Here is a 20,214-nt window from a genome sequence, read left to right as displayed (position 1 = left end):
TATTTTGATTAGAAAAAGATAAACTTGAGAATCTTCAGTCAAATTTATTGACTCAAAATTAGCTGTACTTAATTTAAATGAATCAACCCTACCCTTATCAAGGGGGGCAGGGGGGATCAGAGGCAAAATCTATCTTATATTTAATTAGAATCACTTACTTAAAAAGTTCTGTTTATCTATCTTTTTCCTTTTGCCTACCCTAACCAAGAACTTAATTTTGTTCAATCACTTATATGCCAGAATTGCCAGAAGTAGAAACGGTGCGTCGCGGGTTAAATCAAGTTACCCAGGGCAAAAAAATTATCGGTGGGGAAGTATTATTACAGCGTACCCTAGCCTACCCTAATTGCGAGGCAACTTTTCTGCAAGGAATTACTCAGACTACGATTACCAATTGGCAGCGCCGAGGCAAATATCTCCTCGCCAATTTAGATAATGGTAGCAGTATCGGGGTTCATCTGCGTATGACCGGACAATTGCTCTGGGTAAAAGATACCACTCCCCTGCCGATTCATACGCGCTTACGCTTCTTTTTTGCCAATCAGCAAGAATTGCGCTTTGTTGATACCCGCACTTTCGGGAAAATTTGGTGGATTGCCGCCGATAAAACCCCAGAAAGCGTGATTACTGGTCTCAAAAAACTGGGACTGGAACCCTTTGATCGCAATTTTACCCCCGATTATCTCTATAGTCACTGTCAAAAAAGTCGTCGTCCGATTAAAACTTTTCTCCTCGATCAAAATGTGGTGGCAGGAATTGGCAATATCTACGCGGATGAAGTTCTTTTTAAAAGTGGTATCCATCCCCAAACTGCCGCCAATCTCTTAAAAATTGAGCAAATAGACTTATTGACAAAAAACATTATTTCTGTATTGGAAACAGCGATCGCTGAAGGCGGCACCAGTTTTAGCGATTTTCTCCACGTTACGGGAGTTAATGGCAATTATGGCTCGATGGCCTGGGTTTATGGTCGTACTGGCGAAAATTGTCGCCTTTGCGGTGCAACTATTGCCAGAATTAAATTAAGTGGACGCTCCTCTCATTTTTGTCCCCAATGTCAAGTCTCAAGGGGATAGGGCAGAAAGGAAAAAAAAGCTGCTCACTGATTAGGGGCTGTGGCTTGAATTTTGTTGTTTTCGTCGGCTAGGGTCTGAATCTCCTGTCTATAGGCAAAAGGAGCGAGACTGAGAGCCTTTTGAAAGAGGGGTTGAGCCTCTTGATTTTTGCCCTGTTCTTTCAGTACGATCGCTGTGGCTAAAATCGGTCGGAAATCGTTAACATCCATTTGTTGAGCTTGTTTATAGGCGTTTAAAGCTTCCGGATAATTTTGCTGCTCGAAATAGATTTTGCCTAAAAGTAACTGAACGGAAACGATATCGATTAAACTAGCAGGATTATTGGGATCGGCAGCAGCTTTTAAAGCGCGATCGAGCGTATCTTTGACCAGACTAATCGCCTCGATCTGGCGGTTTTGGCTGAGAAATAAATTAGTTAATCCAGTCAAGGCTCGCAGCTCTTGGGGATGGGAGGCTAAAAGAGCGCGATAACTGCCTGTGGCTCCTGCATAGTCCTCTATTTGCTGTTTCGCTTCCGCCAAAAGTAGTAGATAATCGGATTGTTGGGGGTTAAGTTGCGCTAATTTTTCTAAAGGTTCGATCGCTTGCCTTAAATCCCCCTGCTGTAGGCGAGTATCTAATAATCCCCGCAAAGCCGCCTGATTATCGGGTTCACGCTCTAAAACCATCTGATAACCTAGTGCTTGACTGGCCAATTTCTCTTGTTCCACTGCGGACAGATGACTCTGTACCGAGGAGTGCTGACTCTGGAGAATAGAAGTCAATAGCGGCATGATCGAGAAAGACAGCAAAGCAAATAACATCAGGACGAGACCGATGGACAGCCAACGACGGTGAGAGAGAGAGGCTTTCATAGACTGGGGTGCGAGGGGACAGAGAGGAAAATGTTATGGAAATCTGGAGATTTGATCAGGGGATCGATCGAATTGGCCGCTCTTTATTAAGTACAATGGGCAAACGGTCAAGACTCAAAAGGGTTTTGACAAGGTTGACAGTCAAAAGATCATGGTTCTTAATATATTAGATGCCAGTAGAGTCGCCCTAGAGGGTTATTGTAACCCCCCAGATCGCGCTTTTGACTTGCTTGATTACTAATTTACTATGTGTCTCCGCCGCTAGGAGTGTGATATGAATCGTCCTGGGAATCGGTTTACCGAATCACCGAAAACCCCCCCGACCCCTGAAGTGGAAATTCAGGAAGTCCCCCTTGAATCCCCCCATACCGAGGCTGATTTAGCCGTAGAGTCAGCCACCCCCGAAGAAGTCAAACGTCAACAACCGATCCCCCCTCCCAGTCATCTGCGGCAGTATCGGGCGATCGGTCTCGTCTATGGCCATTATCAGCGATCGGAGGAACAATTAACTAAAGGCAATATTTTAACTGCCGATGGTACTCTGATCGATGCTGTGATTCTCGGTCGGGTGATCAGTTTGGTCAAAAATCATCTCGATCTGGAAAAACCCCATCTTTGGGTGGTTTATCCGCGCACCCGTCAGGAAAATGATGCCCTTCATGTTCAGATTGTCGGTGTTTGGGAACCAGAAACCCTGAAAAAGGAAGATGATCCAGAGATAGAGCCTCTCCTCGCTTCTACCCCGGGTTATTTCTCGATTCGAGGCGAAGTCATCTTTACCGAACGGGAAAATCAAGCGGTAGTGGTCAAAATCCGACAAATGCCCAAAACTGAAGCGGACAAACCCAAGTTCTTTAAACTAAAATTGCGCGGTACTTTATCTGGTAAACCGATCAGTCGTTTTTGGGATTTTCAGGTACAACTTAAAGGAGATGCCTTAACTATTTTGGAAGGTTTAGACCTCGGTTTTGCCAGCAAGAAAAAACCGATGGGTAAGGGAGGTTTTAAAAAGCCTTTTGATAAAAATCGTCATCCCTCGGGGGAAGGAGAAAAACGACCTTTTACCCCCGGACAATCCCCTATCCCTCGGCCTTCCCGACCAAAACCCGTATCGGAAAACTAATTTTTTTCTAAGGATGGGTGAGAAACCCATCCCTAGTCTAGGATTTGGTTTTGGGAGCTATTTGATACTTAGTATTGGGAATATAAGCGCGAATTCTATAACTATAATCTGTTCCCAAAATCTCGGCGATAAAAACCGCTAACTGAGTGCCTAAAATCGCTTCATCGGCAGAATTAAAAGATTTATAATCTTCTATTAACCATTCTTGACCACCATTAACTAAAGTACATCTAAATGTACCAAGAGATTCGGCGATTTCTGTATGTTCTGTATAGTTTCTCGTTTTTACTTCCCCCGCACTATCTGCTCTCAAACACAATTGATTAAGTTCTGCATAAAATTTGGCAGGAATTTTGTCTAAATCACCCCCTTTAGTCGCCCAATGCACAAAAAGATGAAAAGACCAAGGAAGATTGAGGTAGAGTAGATAAAATAAACCCAGAATAATTGTTAAATACAAGGAGGAAGTCAGGAATTTATCATATTTCCTTTTTCGGGATCGATTTAAACGTTTAGCTAAATCTAACTTTGATCTTTTCATAAATTTTAATGAGTCAAAAGTAATTCGTAAAAAGTAAGATGTATAAAAAAATCTGGCGTTTTGCTCCGATTATCCTGTCTTTGAGTTTATTTATTCTAGCGGTCTGGGCAATTAGTCAAGAATTTAAACACTACACTTTTGCCCAACTCTTGGCTAGTTTGGATCATATTACCACAAGTCGTCAGCTAGAAGCTATTTTTTGCATGGCTTTGGGTTATTTGTCGATGACGGGTTATGATCGCCTAGGTTTTTATTATATCAAGCATCCCTTAGCTTTAGGCACTATTATCCGCACTGCTTTTATCAGTTATGCTCTTGGTAATACCATTGGTTTAACCTTATTTTCTGGGACTGCTATCCGTTATCGTTTCTATACTCCTGCGGGGGTGGGGGTGGTGGATATTGCCAAAGTTATCACTTTTACCCATTTAAGCTTTTGGTTAGGAATGTTAGGGATTGGTGGTTTAAGTTTCCTCCTCGATCCCCAACGGATTCCTCAACTTTTAAAATTACCTTTTTTAACTACTAAACCTTTAGGAGTAATTTTTTTATTCTTGGTTACGGGATATTTTTTCTTGACTCTCACTTATAAAAAACCTATAAAAATCGGCAAAGAAAATATCTATTTCCCCTCTTGGAATCTTTCCCTGGCTTTGATTTTGTTGACTTTTATCGATTGGATATTAGCCGCTAGAGTTCTATATCTTCTTCTCCCAGGCAACTATAATACTTCATTTTTAGGATTTTTCGGTCTCTACGTATTTGCCATGACGGCAGGGGTATTAAGCAATGTGCCGGGGGGAATAGGTGTTTTTGAGTTTATCATGCTGAGATTACGCCCCGAATATGTATCTAATGCCGAACTTTTCGGTTCTTTAATCGCCTATCGAGCTATTTATTATTTCCTGCCTTTAATTGTCGCTTTTGTCTGGTTGTTGGGTTACGAGGCGCGCAGAAAATAAGGCCCGCAAATTAGCTTAAACGGACAAAAAAGTCCCCATGCCGTCATAGCTGGGGAGCATCAATCTAGTAGGCTAAAGTTTCTAAAGTTTCCCGTAGATAGGAACAAATGCGAGCATCAGCATCGTCTCTATTTTTACCTGATTCTAGTTGTTCTTGCTGCCAACGCCGAAAACCGGAACTAGCGGCGATGGCTTGTTTTAAATGCTCCCAAGTGTGATGATCTTTGCGAAGTGGGGTGTCAGAAAATGTGGTAGAGTTGCCCATCTTTACCTCTGGTGGTACGGTTGCACCTTTTAACATAACTTAAAAATGGCTGGAAATTCTGATAACTGGGACACAATTAGGCAGAAAAAGGTGTTGCCTAGCTGGAAAGCTGCGGGGATGCCAACACCTTTTTTGAGGAAATATAGCGGATTTTTAGGAGATTTTGCTGGTTTCTGCCGCTTCTTCCACTTCCACTGCCTGATTTAAAGCTGCGGGGGGAATGGGGATAGGAAATACCGACGGCAGGTTAGCGGTGGCATCTTCGGGAGGCTGCCCAGGGTGAAAACGACGGTAGCTTAAAACACCAGCTACGGTGATTGCTCCTGTAGCGGCGGCAACCCCTAAAATAAGTTTGTTAGGATCCAGATGGAAGGTGGTATTGCTGCCAAAAATGCTTTTACCTTTAGCGAAAGCACAAGCGGAGGCGCTGCCGGCATCAAGAGTACCTAAAACAATGCCACTGACGAGGGTGGCACTAACGGCGATGGAGGTGAAAAAAGTTTTCTTCATAATTGCCTTGGGATAGGTTGTCAATATGTGGAAACGAGGTCTATACCGATAGAATATCCGCAAAATAGTCCTAAAAGTTTTGCCCAATAAGCACTTCAGGGTTCCATAAGCAAAAATTATCACACAAAGTCGAGAAGAGCCGATTATCCTTGCATTATAGATATATAAATCACAATTGTCTATTTTATTTCCGTTGGTGACATTGAAATAATTTTGTTTAAGGATAATGAATTATCAATATCGTGTCGGGGGTAGTCTTGCCTATAACCATCCTACCTATATCGAGAGAAATGCCGACCGAGAACTGTTAACGGCGTTGAAAAATGGTCAATTTTGCTACGTTTTCAACTGTCGTCAGATGGGTAAATCCAGTTTAAGGGTACGAGTGACCCATATTTTACAGCAATTGGGCATGGATTGCGCGTCCGTAGATATAACCAGTCTTGGCAGTAATGATAATTTATCCCAATGGTATAACGGCGTGATCACCCGTTTGTTTTTAGGATTTAATCTGACGGGAAAAATTAATCTTAAATCCTGGTTGCGCGAGCGAGAGGATTTACCCCCCGTGCAGCGTTTGGGACAATTTATTGAGGAAGTTTTATTAGTTTATTGTAGGGGAGAGAAAATATATATTTTTATCGACGAGATTGATAAAATTCTCAGTTTACAGTTTTCTCTAGATGACTTTTTTTCCCTGATTCGTTATTGTTATAACCAAAGAGCGGAAAATTCCCAGTATGAAAGAATTACTTTCGCTTTATTCGGTGTGGCTACCCCGGCAGATTTAATTCGCGAAAAGACCCAAACATCTTTTAATATCGGCCAAGCGATCGAATTAACGGGATTTAATCTGGCAGAAATTGCTCCTTTAGCTGCGGGATTATACAGTCAAAGTAATTATCAACCCGACTGCTTAGAAAAAGTTATTTTTTGGACGGGAGGACAGCCATTTTTAACCCAGAAAATTTGTCAGCTATTGCTGGAAACTAATTTAGATATTGAGACGCTGATCAAAGAGAGAATTATTAATAATTGGGAATCTCAAGATGAACCGGTTCATCTGCGAACTATTGCCGATCGCTTGTTAAGAAATCAAGACAAAGCCGGTCGTTTGTTAGGCATCTATCAACAAATTTTAGAAAAAGGTGCAATCCTGTGCGATGATAGTCCAGAACAAGGGGAATTAAGGTTATCGGGGTTAGTGGTGAAAAAGGATAATCAGTTAGTAGTTTATAATCCTATTTATCGAGAAATATTTAATCTCAATTGGGTGGAAAAACAATTAGAGCAATTGCGTCCCTACTCAGAAGCGGTCGCCGCGTGGCAACAGTCTAATTATACCGATGAATCACGGCTTTTACGCGGAAAAGCTTTAAATAATGCCCTCGATTGGTCTCAGGGAAAAAGCCTAAGTAATCTTGATTATCAGTTTTTAACTGCTAGTCAAAATCTCGATAAAAGAGAGGCAGAAATTAGCCTAGAAACTCAGAGACAAGCTAATAAAATTCTAGCAATCGCTCACCAAAAAGCTACCAAAAGAATTCAAATTGGCTCGGTAATTTTAATTGCTTCTCTCTTGGGTTCTCTCTTAGCTTTTATTCAGGTAAAACAAGCGTGGCAGCAAGTGGAAACCGCTCAACTAGGCATTCAATTACAGCGCAAGGGTGATAGTTATTGGCAACAATTTCAATTTGAACAATTAGAATCTTTAATTGCGGCCATGCAAGCAGTAAATAGTTTAAAAAATATCGTTACTGATGACCAAACCTTGAGTAAATATCCTGCTACCAGTCCAATTATTACCCTACAACAAATTTTAGATCGCATTCAAGAAAAAAACCAACTGCAAGGACACCGAGGAACTATTTATAGTGTTAGTATTAGTCCCGATGGTCAAAAAATAGCTACTGCTTCTCAAGATGGGACGGTAAAAATTTGGAATCAAAAAGGTGAGAATATTCAAACTTTGACAGGTCATCAGGGAGCAGTTTATAGTGTTAGTTTTAGTCCCGATGGTCAAAAAATTGCCACCGCTTCTGAAGATAAAACCGCCAAAATTTGGAACTTGCAAGGACAAAATTTAGTCACCTATCCTGACCATAAAGAATCAGTTTATAGTGTTAGTTTTAGTCCCGATGGTCAAAAAATTGTGACTACTTCCAGGGATAAAACCGCTAGATTATGGAATTTATCAGGTGAAACTTTACAGGTATTTAAGGGACATAAAAGATCGATAGATGCAGCTAGTTTTAGTCCCGATGGTCAAAAAATTGCCACTGCTTCCCGGGATGGTACGATTAAAATCTGGGATTTATCAGGTAAAATTATCTTGAGTTTAGGTCAAGAAAATATTGAGGCTTTTTATAGTGTTAATTTTAGTCCTGACGGTCAAAAAATTGCCGGGGCAGCGGCCGATAAAACTGCTAAAATCTGGGATTTACAGGGAAATTTAAGAGCGACTTTCCGGGGACATCAAGATTTTGTCAACAGTGTTAATTTTAGTCCTGATGGCCAGTTTATAATTACCGCATCTAGTGACGGTAGTGCTAAAATTTGGGGACTGCAAGGAGAAGAAATAACTACTCTCAGAGGACATCAAGAATCAGTTTTTACTGCTGTATTTAGTCAAGATGGAAAAGAGGTGGTAACTGGATCGAGTGATGAAACGGCTAAAATTTGGCAGCTGAACAATTTAAATCAAGCTAGGGCCGATAATACCAGTGTTAGCATTAATTCCCAGGGCAATATTATCGCTATTGCTAATAAAGATGGTCAGATTACTTTACTCGATTCCCAGGGAAAAAAAATTAGAGAATTTGCCACAAAAATGCGTTCAATCTATAGTATTGCTTTTCATCCCGATAGTAATCAGATGGCGATTACAGGAAGAAATGGAAAAGTCCAAATCTGGAGTCAAAAAGGAACAATGCTTCAAGAATTTACCGCTAGTCAAGTACCGATTTATAGTCTTGCTTTTAATGGAGAGGGAACAGCAATAATCACGGGAACAAGCGATGGAAAAGTTCAATACTGGCACTTAAATAATCATCGTCCTCAATTGATTAAGTCTTGGACAGTTGATGATAGTATTATCTATGATTTGGTGTTTTCTCCTGATCATCAAAAAATTGCTACTGCTACTCGGGGAAAGATTAAAATTTGGGATTTACAGGGCAATCTTTTAAAGGAGATTAAAACCGATTCTTTTCCCGTTTATGGAGTTAGTTTTAGTCCTGATGGTGAAAAAATCGCCGCTATTTCAAGGGATGGTACAGCTAGACGCTGGGACATTGACGGAAATTTGCGCTCCGAGTTTAAAATAGAAGAGGATATCGTCTATGGGATCACTTTTAGTCCTGATGGTCAAGAAATTGTGATTATTTCTAGGGATGGTCAAAAGCATCGATGGCCCTTAGAAACAGAATATAATTATTTACAAAAATTGCTCGATCGAGGTTGTCTTTGGTTAGAAGATTATCTCAGGACTCGTCCCGAAAAACGAGAAGCACTATCCCTGTGTACTGAGAAAATAAAACCATTCACATTTTAAACTTGGTTTGACTGGGTGGGGGGTGAAGGTTAAATTAATTAGTTAATTTCTTGGGTTCTTCGGTTTGTCTTATGCAACGGACAGGTTTATAAGGGATGAAACCCTTATAGAAACAGACATTACTGCGATTTTTGTCAATTGTTTGCGATCTGGAGCGAACTAATCAATTAAATCTCTTGCCAGATCAGGATTTAGTCGATTTATGTCTCCCTATAGAATCATACCAAGTAACGAAGAACCCAACATTTTTGGTTTTAACGCTAGAATTTTATCTAATGACCTTTTGTCAACGAGAGAGTCTAGGTATTGTAAAGTTTCAATATAAATATAGTCAGATATAGTCAGGCATAGTAATATATAGACATGAGACGATCAGACTATGCAAAAAAAGCAGCAATAAGTTATCGAACGGCTTGGAGGTGGTGGAAACAAGGGAATTTAACAGGCTATCAATTGCCTTCTGGTACAATTATCACAACGGATGACAACCCTTCAAAACCCGACGCTGAGTTAAAAGACAACGGACAATAATGTTAGTAGCCGAGTAAGGGAGGCGTTAGAGTATTTTTGGGGATAGGAGCAGGAGAAATTAGAGAAGTAGAAGAAACTGAAGGCGAGGTAGAAACTATCGCAGTGGTTGGCGGTTCAGTCGGCTGTTTAAACCCTAAATAAATCGATACACCCATTACAACAATTATAGGAATAATAAAATATTGAAAAGCTGAAATAAAAGATTTCATATTAGTTGTAGTAATTGTGTGCAGTTAATTATGGTCATACTAGAGCTAGTCAGAACTAATTAATTGAGCAGCAATCCAGCCTGTCGTACCGGACTGAGGATGATAGACTTTATACCACTGATAACCATTTTTATCATAGCTACTACCCAAAATTTGCACACGATCGCCTGTACGCACAGTTCCTACCACCCCATAAACAGTTCCAGCGCCAGAACGTATATTTTTAGTTCCTGGAGTGCCGCTAACTTTAGCATTAGTTATGGGGTCAATAGAAAGTAAATTACCAGCAATCCATCCATCAGCCCCCGATTGGGGAAAATAAATTTTGTACCAGGGCAAGTTATCACTATTTCTAGCAGATTCGATAACTTGAACACGATCGCCTGGATAGGCAATATGTCTTGGTGCATATTCTAAACCAGGACCACTGCGAATATTTGTCTTCCCTGGGTTTCCTACAATTGTGGCATTAGTGCTTTTGGATTGTATAGGAGTAGGAGCAAATACTCTTACTTGTTTAGCAAGTCTGGCATTTTCTTCCTTTAGTTTTTCTAATTCGTCAAGTCTGGCTTTTTTTTGTTTAAGGTGTGTTTGTACTTGGGACAGTTGGAACAGATTGATACTAACACTTATTGTTAGTAAAAATACAGATAATAAAGCTAATGTTAATCGGTTTTTATTCCACCAAATTCTATATTTTTTTCCTCGCGTTAGCTCATATCCTTCATAAGCGCGTGTAGGATCAACTTTATATGCTCTGTTATATTTTTCTAATGCTTGTTGATAGTTTTTAGTGTCAAGATAATCTTCAGCTAATTTAAATAAAACCGTAAAATAATTGGGATTTATTTGTGAAATTTGTTCATAGATATAAAAAGTAGATAAATTACGATTCTCAGCTATATCTTCGGCCAATTCAAAAAGTCTGCAAGCATCTAAATCAACTTTTTCTAAATCCCAGATAGCCTGTCTTAAAGGATAGCGTTTAACCAACCAATAACGAACTAGCTTAACTTTAATTTTGTAGTGAAATTCTGAATTTTCTACTCTCTCTAAAAATTCCCATTGAACTAAATTTTCTGGAGCCTTATTTAAAGCTTCCGTTATGATAACTCCATATTCTCTGAGTAGCTTTAAAGGTTCTTCTGTCACTGAGTTAGTTGTCTTCTCAGCCATTTTCTCCGCTTGCGCTACTGCTGAAAAAACAACTCTTTCAGGAATGGGTAAGCCATCTCGAAACCAAGCTAGTCCTCCTTCAGCGGTTTCAATTGCATCATCGACAATTTTAGTAACATCATCACAGGTAATTTCTGACTTACCCTCTTCTTCAGCTTCTAAAAAAAGAGCATTACATATTACTTGAGTAAAATAAGGATGGCCTGAAGTCAGTTCTAAAATTACATCGATAGCCTGAGAATCATACTTTAAATACCGTGCAGCAGGTTCAGTAATTAATGCTTTAGCATCTGATTTTTCTAATAAGCCAATTTCTTGATTGACAGCTTGTCTAAATAAGCTTTTTAAGTTGGTTAAATCTTCTACTCTTCTCCCTATTACTGGAATGATAAATAAATTATTGTATTGACCGATAAGAGTTTCCAGATAAGGGAAAAAAGATTCAACTGGGGAATCAGGTGTTTGATCATTTAAAACATCAAATTCGTCTAATAACCAAACCATTTTTCGTTTCTGCTCTTTTAAGACCTCAATTACTTGAGGTAAAAACTCATCAGAGAAAACCGTTTTATAATTCAACGACAAAGATTCTGATTGAGGAATATTCAACTTATCAGCAATAGTTGAAGCAAGATTTTGTAAGATACTGTCAAGTGGTAGTCGCGTTTTATCATGCAAATCAAAATAGATAAACACGAACTCACCTAGTCCCACAAAATTAGGAATTTGCATGAGTACAGAAGATTTACCAATACGTCTTTGACCATGCAGCAAAACAACTTGTGTATTTTGTTTGAGATTATCTTCAATAAATCTAAAAAGTTTCCCTCGGCCAAAAAATGACTCTCGGTCATAAATGGGACGACCGACAATATAGGGATTTATGTGCCTTGTTTGTGTTGTCATCATGATAATAACCCCCCTACTTGCTCAATGATAGATGCTATCTTATCTTTATTTTGCCATAGCCAACGAATAGCAGTATTAACTCTTGTCGTCTGTTGGCGGCTCATTAAATTAAGGAATCCTCTTTGTCGTTTTTTCAACTCCTCTTCCTGGCTATTCTCGATTTGCTTAATCACCCACCACTCCATTATAGATGAGCAGAAAGAATAAGTAGTATTTTCTTCTCCCTCTACCTTCTTTAAGATACCTCGCTCAACCAAATTATTTAATTCTATTTCTTTTTGACTGAAAATCGCTTCAATTCCGCCGAGAGCGTATCGACTCCTTCCTAATTTGCCTTCTAATTGGGATAAAGCCAGCAACATTAACAAATTTTGCTCTGTTTCAGTGGACAGTTGCCAAATAGCTTGAAATAAGTGTAAAGTGTTTGTTTGAAATTCTTGAATAAATTTTTTCTCATTAAGGTTATTTCCCGAAACCAATTCTTCATATAATAAGAAACAAGCATTTTGCAGTAAAGCTGGATTACCATCAGCAATTTTACGGATAGCTTGTTTCCAACCCAATAGACTCTCACTTCTATCGAGTAAAAGGTTTACTTCCTGATTAGTAAAAGGCTTAAGATTTTCAAATAAATAACCATTATACCAAGGTGATTTATCAGGTGTAAGTTCTGGACCAATTTGACTCAACCGACGAGATGAAGTCACAACTATCGAGATATTTTGCTCCTCGGATTGAGCCAGGGTACGACACTGACTGACGAAGGTATCTATATCAGCTTTCGTATATTGGGAATTGGGACGTAAGGTTACATCGTAATTATCGATAAGTAAAATAAAAATTTACCCTGTTCTTTAAGTAAACGCAAGATAATAAGCAAATCATTAACCGTGGCTTCTGGTTTTTCTGAAAGAGTATCAATACTGGTTTTTAAGAAAGAAAAATTATTCTTAATTGTTACTAAAATATTGCGCCAAAAATCAGAAATCTTAAAAGGTTCCAGGCTTTGACAGTCAATGAATACAACAACTGCTTGGTTATAATCTTGCCCGCATTGTTCCCAGATAATAGGATATGTTAGCAGTTTTAAAAAAGATGATTTGCCCATACCCGGACCCCCCCAAACCGCTAGAGAACTACGGCTTCTAATCTGATGCAATGCTCTCCTGATTAATGTCTTTCTTCCAATGAAATTTTCAGGAGTAACTCGTTGACCAATAGTGAAAGGATTTGAAGGCATGATCATTTTTTTAGACCCGATTGGAAAAATCAAGGAAGAATGCTTACCCAGTTTGATATTGAGGCTTTAATCTCCCAACCACCAAATCTATTATAGAACCCATTTGGTATCTTTTATAATGTAGATGCTAGGCTGAAAAGGTGAAGCGAAAACCTTGTCCATTATAGGTTTCAGGGAAGAGAGTCTGTAGCCTGTTTAACGGCAATACTTTGGTCTGAACCCCGTCAGTGAATGCGCCACCGTCTAGTCGTCCCCGAAAATCAATAGAGGAGTAAGCTAAAATCTACTCAAGTAGTATGACGAATGAAGAGTAGTCTATCGCAGAACCGCTATTGCCAAAGAAGAAATTGACTGGCCCCCCCGAAAGGGACAAAACGACAGATTTTAGATGGGATTTTCTATCAACTCAAAAATGGCTGTAATTGGCGGGAATTCCCGAAAGATTTCTCTCCCTACTCCACCATGTTCTGGCATTATAAACAGTGGAAAAGTCAGGGAATCATGGTTCTTCGGTTTGTGTTATGCAATGGACGGGGGTTATAATAAATGTAACCCTTATATAGAAAGGCATTTGGCAATTTTTCTCAATTGTTTTCGATCTAGAACTAACTAATCAATTAAGTCTCTTGCCAGATAAGGATTTAGTCGATTTATGCCCCCCTATCAAACCATACCAAGTAACGAAGAACCATTTCTTGGGTAATTATTGCCTAACCCACCCGCTCAATAATCTTAACTTTTAATCCGATGAGGGGGGATTTTCTTCCCTTGGCGATCGAGTTTCTGGGGGAGTATCTTCTCCGATAGTTTTTTCTGGGGGCAAATCTTCCTCTGGGGGGGGATTTTCTGCGCTTTGTGATCGAGTTTCTGGGGGAGTATCTTTTCCGATAGTTTCTTCTGGAGACAAGTCTTCCTCGGTAACTTCAATAATCACCGTTTCGCTAACAGCAATAGTTTCGACTTCAACATTTGCGACAGGTTCAGTCGGGGGAATTTCTGGGGGATTTTCGGAAGGGTTGATCTCTTCTGTTGCCAAATCAAAATCATCGAAATCATCGAAAGTTTCATCATCATCAATAATTGCTGCGGATTTTTCCTCAATTTCTGTCACTGATTCTGGAATAGTTTCCCCGGTAGCTGCCGCTTTTTCGACAACGGGGACAACCGTTTCTTGAGCTTTTTCCCCAATTTCTGTCACTGATTCTGTAATAGTTTCCCCGATAGCCGCCGCTTTTTCTATAACGGGGTCCACCGTTTCTTTAACCGTTTCTTTAACTTTTGCCGCTACTTTCTCAGCTTTAGCTTTAGTTTTAGGGGATTGAGAGGGAGTAACTTTGCCGAGACGATTGCCTAACCAACCGACAATAGTAAATAATTTAACCGGTTTGTCGGGATAAAAAAGTGCTTGTCTGAGTTTGAGAGTTTGCCAAGCGAAAGCAATAAATAATATGGCTGCGGCAGCTTGTCCGAGGAGGATAGCGCCTGTAATCCTTCCCGCGCACAACCAGAGGACAAGGGCATAGAATAATCCTACCGCACTCCAGAGAAAATCATCTTGACGGTGGCGATCAGGGGCGATAAAAGCGGTGGTGAGGAGGTACAGACTACTCAATCCCACAACGACCGCTAGGATATAGGGCAACATTTGCGATTCTCCTTTGACATTTCCTTTTTTATTGTGCGTTATTTGGGGTCGATCGAGTCTATTTTTTGATTAATTTGGGAAATTATCGAGTCAGATAGTCTTTACCTGTGTTTATGAATAGCCAGCGTTAATATTAGGAAATTCTGGGTTTATCCTCTGCTGCTTGTGCTGATCAGATTAAACAAGCTTTCGGATCAAATGATTAAGTTTTGGTCTTTAACAAGCAAAGCAAAATTAGCGGCTCTTGATCAACCCACAGACAAACTGTTATCTTTAGCAATTAGTGCCGATGGTAAATATTTAATTATTGGTAGTGCTGACAAAAATGTAAAAATTTGGCAAAATGGGCAATAGTGACACCTCAAGATAAGTAAGTAGTTATAATTAAATTGAAGATAAATTTCGCTTCTGATCCCCCCTGCCCCCCTTAATAAGGGGGGTGCCGATTCCCCCTTAGTCCCCCCTTGATCAGAGGGGTGTCTGACAACTTTTAACACCTACCTACTTAACTGCTATAATTAGAAACTTATGCCGACAATATTTTATTGGGGAGAGGATGAATTTGCTATTAACCAAGCGGTGAAAAATCTGCAAGTAAAACTTCTCGATCCCAATTGGATACAGTTTAATTATGATAAAATTAATGGTGATCGCAATGAGGCAATTATCGAGGCCCTCAATCAAGCGATGACTCCAGTTTTCGGCATGGGAAATCGTTTAGTTTGGTTAGCCGATACGGTTATTTGTCAACAATGTTCTGAGGATATTTTCAAGGAATTACAGCGCACTTTGCCCAATTTACCCGAAAATTCCTATCTGTTATTAACCAGCACCAAAAAACCAGACTCCCGCTTAAAATCGAGCAAGTTTATCCAAAATCAGGCAGAGGTTAAAGAATTTGAACTAATTCCGCCTTGGAAAGTCGAGGAAATTGCCCAAAGAGTTAGGGAAATTGCCAAAGAAGTGGGAGTAAAATTAACTCCCGATGCGATCGAACTCTTAGCTGAATCAGTGGGAAATAACAGCCGCTTGCTGTGGATGGAGTTAGAAAAACTGCGTTTATTTAAAAATAATTCGGCGGGAACTATTGACAAAAAGGACATTTTAAGCTTAGTCAATGCCAGCAATCAAAGCAGCTTACAGTTAGCCAGTGCTATTTTAAAACGGGAGACAGGCAAGGCCCTAGAATTAGTCAATGAATTATTAAATCGCAACGAGAACCCCCTGGGTATCACTGCCACCCTAGGGGGTCAATTTCGCACTTGGGCAATAGTAAAATTAAAAATTGAAGAAGGAGAAAAAGACGAGAAAAATATCGCCGCCGCCGCCGAAATTGCTAACCCCAAACGACTGTATTTCATTCGCAAAGAGATACAATCCTTTTCTTCTAAGCAACTTCTCGCCACCTTGCCCATACTTCTCGAATTAGAATATCGTCTCAAGCGGGGTGCAGAACCTTTGGCAACTTTGCAAACAAAAATTATTGAACTTTGTTGTTTATTGGTGACTTAAGTAGGTAGGTATTAAAAACTTTCAGATCCCCCCGCCTATCGGCACCCCCCTTATCAAGGGGGGCAGGGGGGATCGAACCTAAAATCTATTTTTGATTTAATTATAACCAGCTACTTAATACCCTTCCTTGCTGTTCAGAAATCCTCTAGAATAAGATTCTATAGACTTCTCAAGAACCACAATGACCGATGATGCCATCCCTAGTCTAAATTTAGCCATCGCTAGTTTAGCCACGAGTAATAATTTCGCCCGTTGGGTGACGAAAGCACCCCTACCGGGGGGATATGTGCATCATGACTGTGAATGGACCGAGAGTCTAACCACGGAATGGATGGCATGGCAGGAAATGTTCTGTCTGCAAAAAATGCCGACCTTGCCGATGTTAGAGCAATTAGAAGCAAATTATCGACCTAAACTGACTCTTTCGGGAGAAGGCGGCAGTTATGGCGGTCGATTAATGCAGAAACTAGGTATTAGTCTCTGGCAATGGTTATTTCAAGCATCAATTGGTCAAAGTTTCGCCCAAAGTCAGGGAATCGCTCTCGGCAAAAATCAGCCCCTGCGAATTCGCTTGGAATGTCGCAACCCCTATTTAATTCTGCTGCCCTGGGAAATTATGCAGCAAGCGGGTAAACAGGCCATATCTCTGCATCCGAATATACTCTTTAGCCGCACCACCAGCGATGTGGAACCATTGCCACCGATAAAACCGACTAATAGTCTCAATATTCTCTTAGTTATCGGCGAAAAACAGATTAAAACCGCCGCTAGTTCCCTCAACCTCACCGCCATTAATACCAGTGGAGAAACTAATCCCGACCAGGCACTGGAATCCGAGGCCACCAATCTCATCCAGGCCATCTCCCCTGGGGGCAGTAGTTCCCTCCAGAATTGGGGAGTGAAAGTCAAAGTCGATACCTTAATTCGACCGGAGGCCGAAGAACTGACCAGGGCCTTGGATACGGGTAAATATCAAGCTTTTTTCTACGCCGGCCACGGAATCGCCGCCCCCAATGGCGGTTCCCTATTTCTGCGGCCGGGGGAACAGCTAAACGGGACGGAGTTAGCCCAAGCTTTGGTGAGAAATCAAGTTATTTTAGCGGTTTTTAATGCCTGTTGGGGCGCTTATCCCGCTAAATCAGGTCAGGAGATGATTCCCCGTAGCAGTCTGGCGGAAGTCTTGATTCACCACGGCGTTCCCGCAGTTTTGGCCATGCGAGATGCGATCGCCGATCGAGAGGCCTTGAGTTTTATCGAAGTTTTTACCCGCAGCCTCCTCGGTTTCAAAGACAAAGAAGCGCAGATGTCCAAGTTGTTTCCCAGTCCAAGAGTCCCTATCGATCAGGCCGTTCGTATCGCTAGGCAGCAATTATTAACCCTCTACAAGTACAATCAACCCGCTTGGACTTTGCCGATTCTCTATATGCACCCAGAATTCGACGGGCAATTGCTGCAAACCCTTGATGAGACTCAATCACCGACGGTTATGCCCAATATCTCCGGAACCATGCCCGCCGCTTTCTTATACTATCTCGATCGTCCCGAAAGAAAATGGTCAATCCGTGGTGGTGGCATGAATATAGGACGGGACATGGAAAATGATCTACAGATTGCTGAAAAATGGGTTAGTAAAAACCATTGTCGGATAATTTGCCGTAAAAATGCCGATTATCCAGACTATCAATACTTTCTCGCAGATTTCTCCCGTTTTGGTACTTTTATCTATCAAGATGGCCACTGGAAACAGGTTCATAACCAAGAAGTTCCCCTAGAGTCCGGTTTACAGATTCGCTTCGGCAGTCACCAAGGCCAAATCCTCGCATTTGTGGTCGAATAATTAGGGTTTGTCGAAAAAGTTTGTCGTCGGGTGTGGGGTGTGGGGTGTGGGGTGTGGGGTGTGGGGAGATGGGGTGTGGGGTGTGGGGTGTGGGGTGTGGGGTGTGGGAAGAATAAATAAAAATAATCTCCTGTCTCCTGACTCCTGACTCCTGCCTCCTGACTCCTGACTCCTGACTCCTGCCTTCGTTAACTAACTTTTTGCTTCCTCTTTCAGGGAATAAATTGGTTTAAACCAACCTTTGCGCCAGAAGTAAAAAATCAAGCCCCCCGCTACGGCTAACATGACTAACCAGACAAGGAAATAACTCCATTCTCCTTTCAATTCTGGCATATTCTCGAAGTTCATGCCATAGACACCAACGATAAAAGTTAAGGGAATAAAAATCGTCGAAATTACGGTTAAAAACTTCATAATTTCGTTTAATTTATTGCCCATAGTGGACATATAAACATCCATCAAACTCGCCGCTAATTCTCGATAAGCTTCGATAATTTCCAGAATTTGAATGACGTGGTCGTAGGAATCCCGAAAATAAATTTGTACTTCATCACTGATTATACCATGATGGTCACGCATCAGTAAATGTAGGACATTTCGCATCGGCCAAATTAAGCGACGCAGTGCCAATAATTCCCGACGGACATCATAGATTTCCTGCATTGTATCTCGATCGGGATTACTAATGATCATATCTTCCAAAGCCTCAATCCGATCTTCGTAGTGTTCTACCACGGGAAAATAACCATCGATAATCGTATCTAATAATAAATAGGTTAAATAATCCGCCCCCGATTTCCGTACTCGTCCCTGGGAAGTGCGAATTCGATCTCTGACTATCTCAAAACAGTCCTGTAATTCCTCCTCTTGAAAACTTAAAAGATAGCGTTTTCCTAAGACAAAACTCACTTGTTCTGTATCAAAACCGCTTTCATCTTCTTTCAGTCGCACCATCTGAGAAATCACTAACAATTGATTGTTATAGTCCTCTAACTTCGGTCGCTGCGGCACATTAACCACATCTTCTAATAACAAAGGATGCAGATTAAAAATTTCTCCCACCTGTTTTAAAACCGTCTCACTACCTAACCCTTGAATATCCATCCAAGACACGGTATTTGTGCCAATATAGGGGGCGCAAGCATTGGGAGTAATATCCACCTTGCGAATGGCGTTATCTTCATCGTAGTCGATTAAAATAATCCGCGAGGGTTTGGCATCCGGTTCGATAATTAATGTCCCTGGTTCACTACCCGGTTCATCATAAAAATAATCGAAGTAGTCTTCTTCCTCGTCTCCATCGGTATCGGGACGGTGGTTAACGAATATATCCGGTTGTAGTTGGGTCATAAGCTTACAACAATCTGGCTAATTTGGGCAATAAGAAAACAGAAAAGTTAAAAAATTTAATTTGCCTAAAGTTACTATCTATCGCCATGAGATTACATTGACATACTCCCACCGTCAAGCTACGCTGTGACGGGGGATTCTTTCCACATCGCTGTTAGAAATTCCTTGTTCAACGAGACAACTTAGATTTTCAATGTCTCCACTGAAAACCCAGAGGTCGGACTCTCCCAAGGCGTTTGGGTCGGTTTCTGTTTGCCCAACAGTACCGTTGAGATAATTTCCCAAGTATTGTAACCCTTTTTTAAGAATGTTGATTGCTGCATTATGATCCCTATCTAAGACTGTTTGACAATTAGGACATTGATGAGTTCTAGTGCTTAAGGTTTTTTGAACTCTCGTCCCACAAACTGAACAATCTTGAGTCGTGAAATGTGGTGGTACAGCAACAAAAACAATCCGATAAATCTTGGCAAAATAATTCAACCATTCAGTGAATTGATACCAAGAAGCATCACTAATCGACTTGGCAAGTTTACGGTTTTTGACTAAGTTTCTTACCTTTAAAGCTTCATAGACTACCAAATCATTAGACTGGACTAACGCCAAAGCGTCTTTAATTGCTTTGTCTTTACGTTGTCTTGATACTTTAAGATGAAGTCTAGCCACTTTTATCCGTTGCTTGTGATAGTTGTTAGACTGTTTCTTTCCTTTACGAAATCGTTTTGATAATCTCCTTTGTGCTTTTTTCAGTCGTTTTTCTGACTTTCTTAAATAACGTAGATTCTCTACAGTATTCCCTTGAGCATCGGTATAAAATTCCTTTAACCCTAAGTCAATTCCTGTTATTTGTCCCGTTGGTTTATGGTATTCTTGCCGTTCTACGTCAATCAAAAACTGGCAATAATAACCGTCAGCACGTCT

General features: G+C 40.6%; 19 protein-coding genes. 8 read left to right on the top strand and 11 right to left on the bottom strand.

What is annotated here, in order from left to right:
• The first annotated feature begins 233 nt into the window (after nucleotides 1-233).
• Nucleotides 234-1,076, top strand: coding sequence for a DNA-formamidopyrimidine glycosylase (locus EWV66_RS23525; RefSeq protein ID WP_072924308.1), 843 nt, complete (start codon nucleotides 234-236; stop codon nucleotides 1,074-1,076).
• A 23-nt stretch (nucleotides 1,077-1,099) separates the two neighbouring features.
• Here the strand turns inward: EWV66_RS23525 and EWV66_RS23520 are convergent, their stop codons facing one another.
• Nucleotides 1,100-1,930, bottom strand: coding sequence for a tetratricopeptide repeat protein (locus EWV66_RS23520; RefSeq protein ID WP_072924305.1), 831 nt, complete (start codon nucleotides 1,928-1,930; stop codon nucleotides 1,100-1,102).
• Between the two features lie 274 nt (nucleotides 1,931-2,204).
• Here EWV66_RS23520 and patR point away from each other — a divergent pair, with 274 nt between their 5' ends.
• Complete coding sequence (gene patR / locus EWV66_RS23515; RefSeq protein WP_072924302.1) at nucleotides 2,205-3,053, top strand: heterocyst master regulator PatR; 849 nt, start codon at nucleotides 2,205-2,207, stop codon at nucleotides 3,051-3,053.
• A gap of 37 nt (nucleotides 3,054-3,090) precedes the next feature.
• Here patR and EWV66_RS23510 read toward each other — a convergent pair whose 3' ends face one another.
• Nucleotides 3,091-3,594, bottom strand: a complete 504-nt coding sequence (locus EWV66_RS23510; protein WP_185237921.1) for a hypothetical protein — start codon at nucleotides 3,592-3,594, stop codon at nucleotides 3,091-3,093.
• Between the two features lie 38 nt (nucleotides 3,595-3,632).
• On the opposite strand from EWV66_RS23510, the gene EWV66_RS23505 reads away from it, so the two are divergent.
• Nucleotides 3,633-4,556, top strand: a complete 924-nt coding sequence (locus EWV66_RS23505; RefSeq protein ID WP_287107472.1) for a lysylphosphatidylglycerol synthase domain-containing protein — start codon at nucleotides 3,633-3,635, stop codon at nucleotides 4,554-4,556.
• 64 nt (nucleotides 4,557-4,620) lie between these two features.
• Here EWV66_RS23505 and EWV66_RS23500 read toward each other — a convergent pair whose 3' ends face one another.
• On the bottom strand, nucleotides 4,621-4,857 hold the full coding sequence (locus EWV66_RS23500; RefSeq protein ID WP_072924299.1) for a hypothetical protein: 237 nt from the start codon (nucleotides 4,855-4,857) through the stop codon (nucleotides 4,621-4,623).
• A 117-nt stretch (nucleotides 4,858-4,974) separates the two neighbouring features.
• Nucleotides 4,975-5,331 (bottom strand): hypothetical protein, encoded by a 357-nt coding sequence (locus EWV66_RS23495; RefSeq protein ID WP_002789240.1) that lies wholly within the window; start codon nucleotides 5,329-5,331, stop codon nucleotides 4,975-4,977.
• Nucleotides 5,332-5,557: 226 nt separating this feature from the next.
• Here EWV66_RS23495 and EWV66_RS23490 point away from each other — a divergent pair, with 226 nt between their 5' ends.
• Nucleotides 5,558-8,884: an AAA-like domain-containing protein gene (locus tag EWV66_RS23490; protein ID WP_287107475.1), complete on the top strand. Its 3,327-nt coding sequence runs from the start codon at nucleotides 5,558-5,560 to the stop codon at nucleotides 8,882-8,884.
• Nucleotides 8,885-9,417: 533 nt separating this feature from the next.
• On the opposite strand, the gene EWV66_RS23485 is transcribed toward EWV66_RS23490, so the two are convergent.
• From EWV66_RS23485 to EWV66_RS23470, 4 genes are all read right to left on the bottom strand, one after another.
• Entirely contained in the window at nucleotides 9,418-9,624 is a 207-nt protein-coding gene (locus EWV66_RS23485) for a hypothetical protein (protein WP_249264818.1), read from the bottom strand.
• Between the two features lie 45 nt (nucleotides 9,625-9,669).
• Entirely contained in the window at nucleotides 9,670-11,709 is a 2,040-nt protein-coding gene (locus EWV66_RS23480) for an SH3 domain-containing protein (RefSeq protein WP_128575251.1), read from the bottom strand.
• Nucleotides 11,706-12,416, bottom strand: coding sequence for a hypothetical protein (locus EWV66_RS23475; protein WP_287107477.1), 711 nt, complete (start codon nucleotides 12,414-12,416; stop codon nucleotides 11,706-11,708). Before EWV66_RS23475 ends, EWV66_RS23480 begins: the two co-directional genes overlap by 4 nt.
• A 101-nt stretch (nucleotides 12,417-12,517) precedes the next feature.
• A complete protein-coding gene (locus tag EWV66_RS23470; protein WP_287107478.1) occupies nucleotides 12,518-12,949 on the bottom strand; it encodes a hypothetical protein in 432 nt (143 codons plus the stop codon).
• A 351-nt stretch (nucleotides 12,950-13,300) separates the two neighbouring features.
• Between EWV66_RS23470 and EWV66_RS24285 the strand changes: the two genes are divergently transcribed.
• Complete coding sequence (locus EWV66_RS24285; protein WP_103111750.1) at nucleotides 13,301-13,492, top strand: transposase; 192 nt, start codon at nucleotides 13,301-13,303, stop codon at nucleotides 13,490-13,492.
• Nucleotides 13,493-13,688: 196 nt separating this feature from the next.
• On the opposite strand, the gene EWV66_RS23465 is transcribed toward EWV66_RS24285, so the two are convergent.
• Nucleotides 13,689-14,594: a Ycf66 family protein gene (locus EWV66_RS23465; protein ID WP_287107479.1), complete on the bottom strand. Its 906-nt coding sequence runs from the start codon at nucleotides 14,592-14,594 to the stop codon at nucleotides 13,689-13,691.
• A gap of 198 nt (nucleotides 14,595-14,792) precedes the next feature.
• Here EWV66_RS23465 and EWV66_RS23460 point away from each other — a divergent pair, with 198 nt between their 5' ends.
• The 3 genes from EWV66_RS23460 (at nucleotide 14,793) to EWV66_RS23450 (ending at nucleotide 17,943) form a co-directional block, all read left to right on the top strand.
• A complete protein-coding gene (locus tag EWV66_RS23460; RefSeq protein WP_287107480.1) occupies nucleotides 14,793-14,948 on the top strand; it encodes a hypothetical protein in 156 nt (51 codons plus the stop codon).
• 174 nt (nucleotides 14,949-15,122) lie between these two features.
• Complete coding sequence (gene holA, locus EWV66_RS23455) at nucleotides 15,123-16,106, top strand: DNA polymerase III subunit delta (RefSeq protein WP_052277338.1); 984 nt, start codon at nucleotides 15,123-15,125, stop codon at nucleotides 16,104-16,106.
• A 181-nt stretch (nucleotides 16,107-16,287) separates the two neighbouring features.
• Nucleotides 16,288-17,943: a CHAT domain-containing protein gene (locus EWV66_RS23450; RefSeq protein WP_052277337.1), complete on the top strand. Its 1,656-nt coding sequence runs from the start codon at nucleotides 16,288-16,290 to the stop codon at nucleotides 17,941-17,943.
• A gap of 192 nt (nucleotides 17,944-18,135) precedes the next feature.
• Here the strand turns inward: EWV66_RS23450 and corA are convergent, their stop codons facing one another.
• Nucleotides 18,136-19,293: a magnesium/cobalt transporter CorA gene (gene corA, locus EWV66_RS23445; RefSeq protein ID WP_052277336.1), complete on the bottom strand. Its 1,158-nt coding sequence runs from the start codon at nucleotides 19,291-19,293 to the stop codon at nucleotides 18,136-18,138.
• 114 nt (nucleotides 19,294-19,407) lie between these two features.
• On the bottom strand, nucleotides 19,408-20,214 hold an 807-nt coding region (locus EWV66_RS23440), incomplete at its 5' end, for an RNA-guided endonuclease InsQ/TnpB family protein (RefSeq protein ID WP_287107484.1).

The sequence above is a fragment of the Microcystis sp. M_OC_Ca_00000000_C217Col genome (assembly GCF_007095585.1).
GTDB lineage: Bacteria > Cyanobacteriota > Cyanobacteriia > Cyanobacteriales > Microcystaceae > Microcystis > Microcystis panniformis.
The sequence above is the reverse complement of the archived record's forward strand: the minus strand, read 5'-3'. Positions and strand labels throughout refer to the sequence as shown.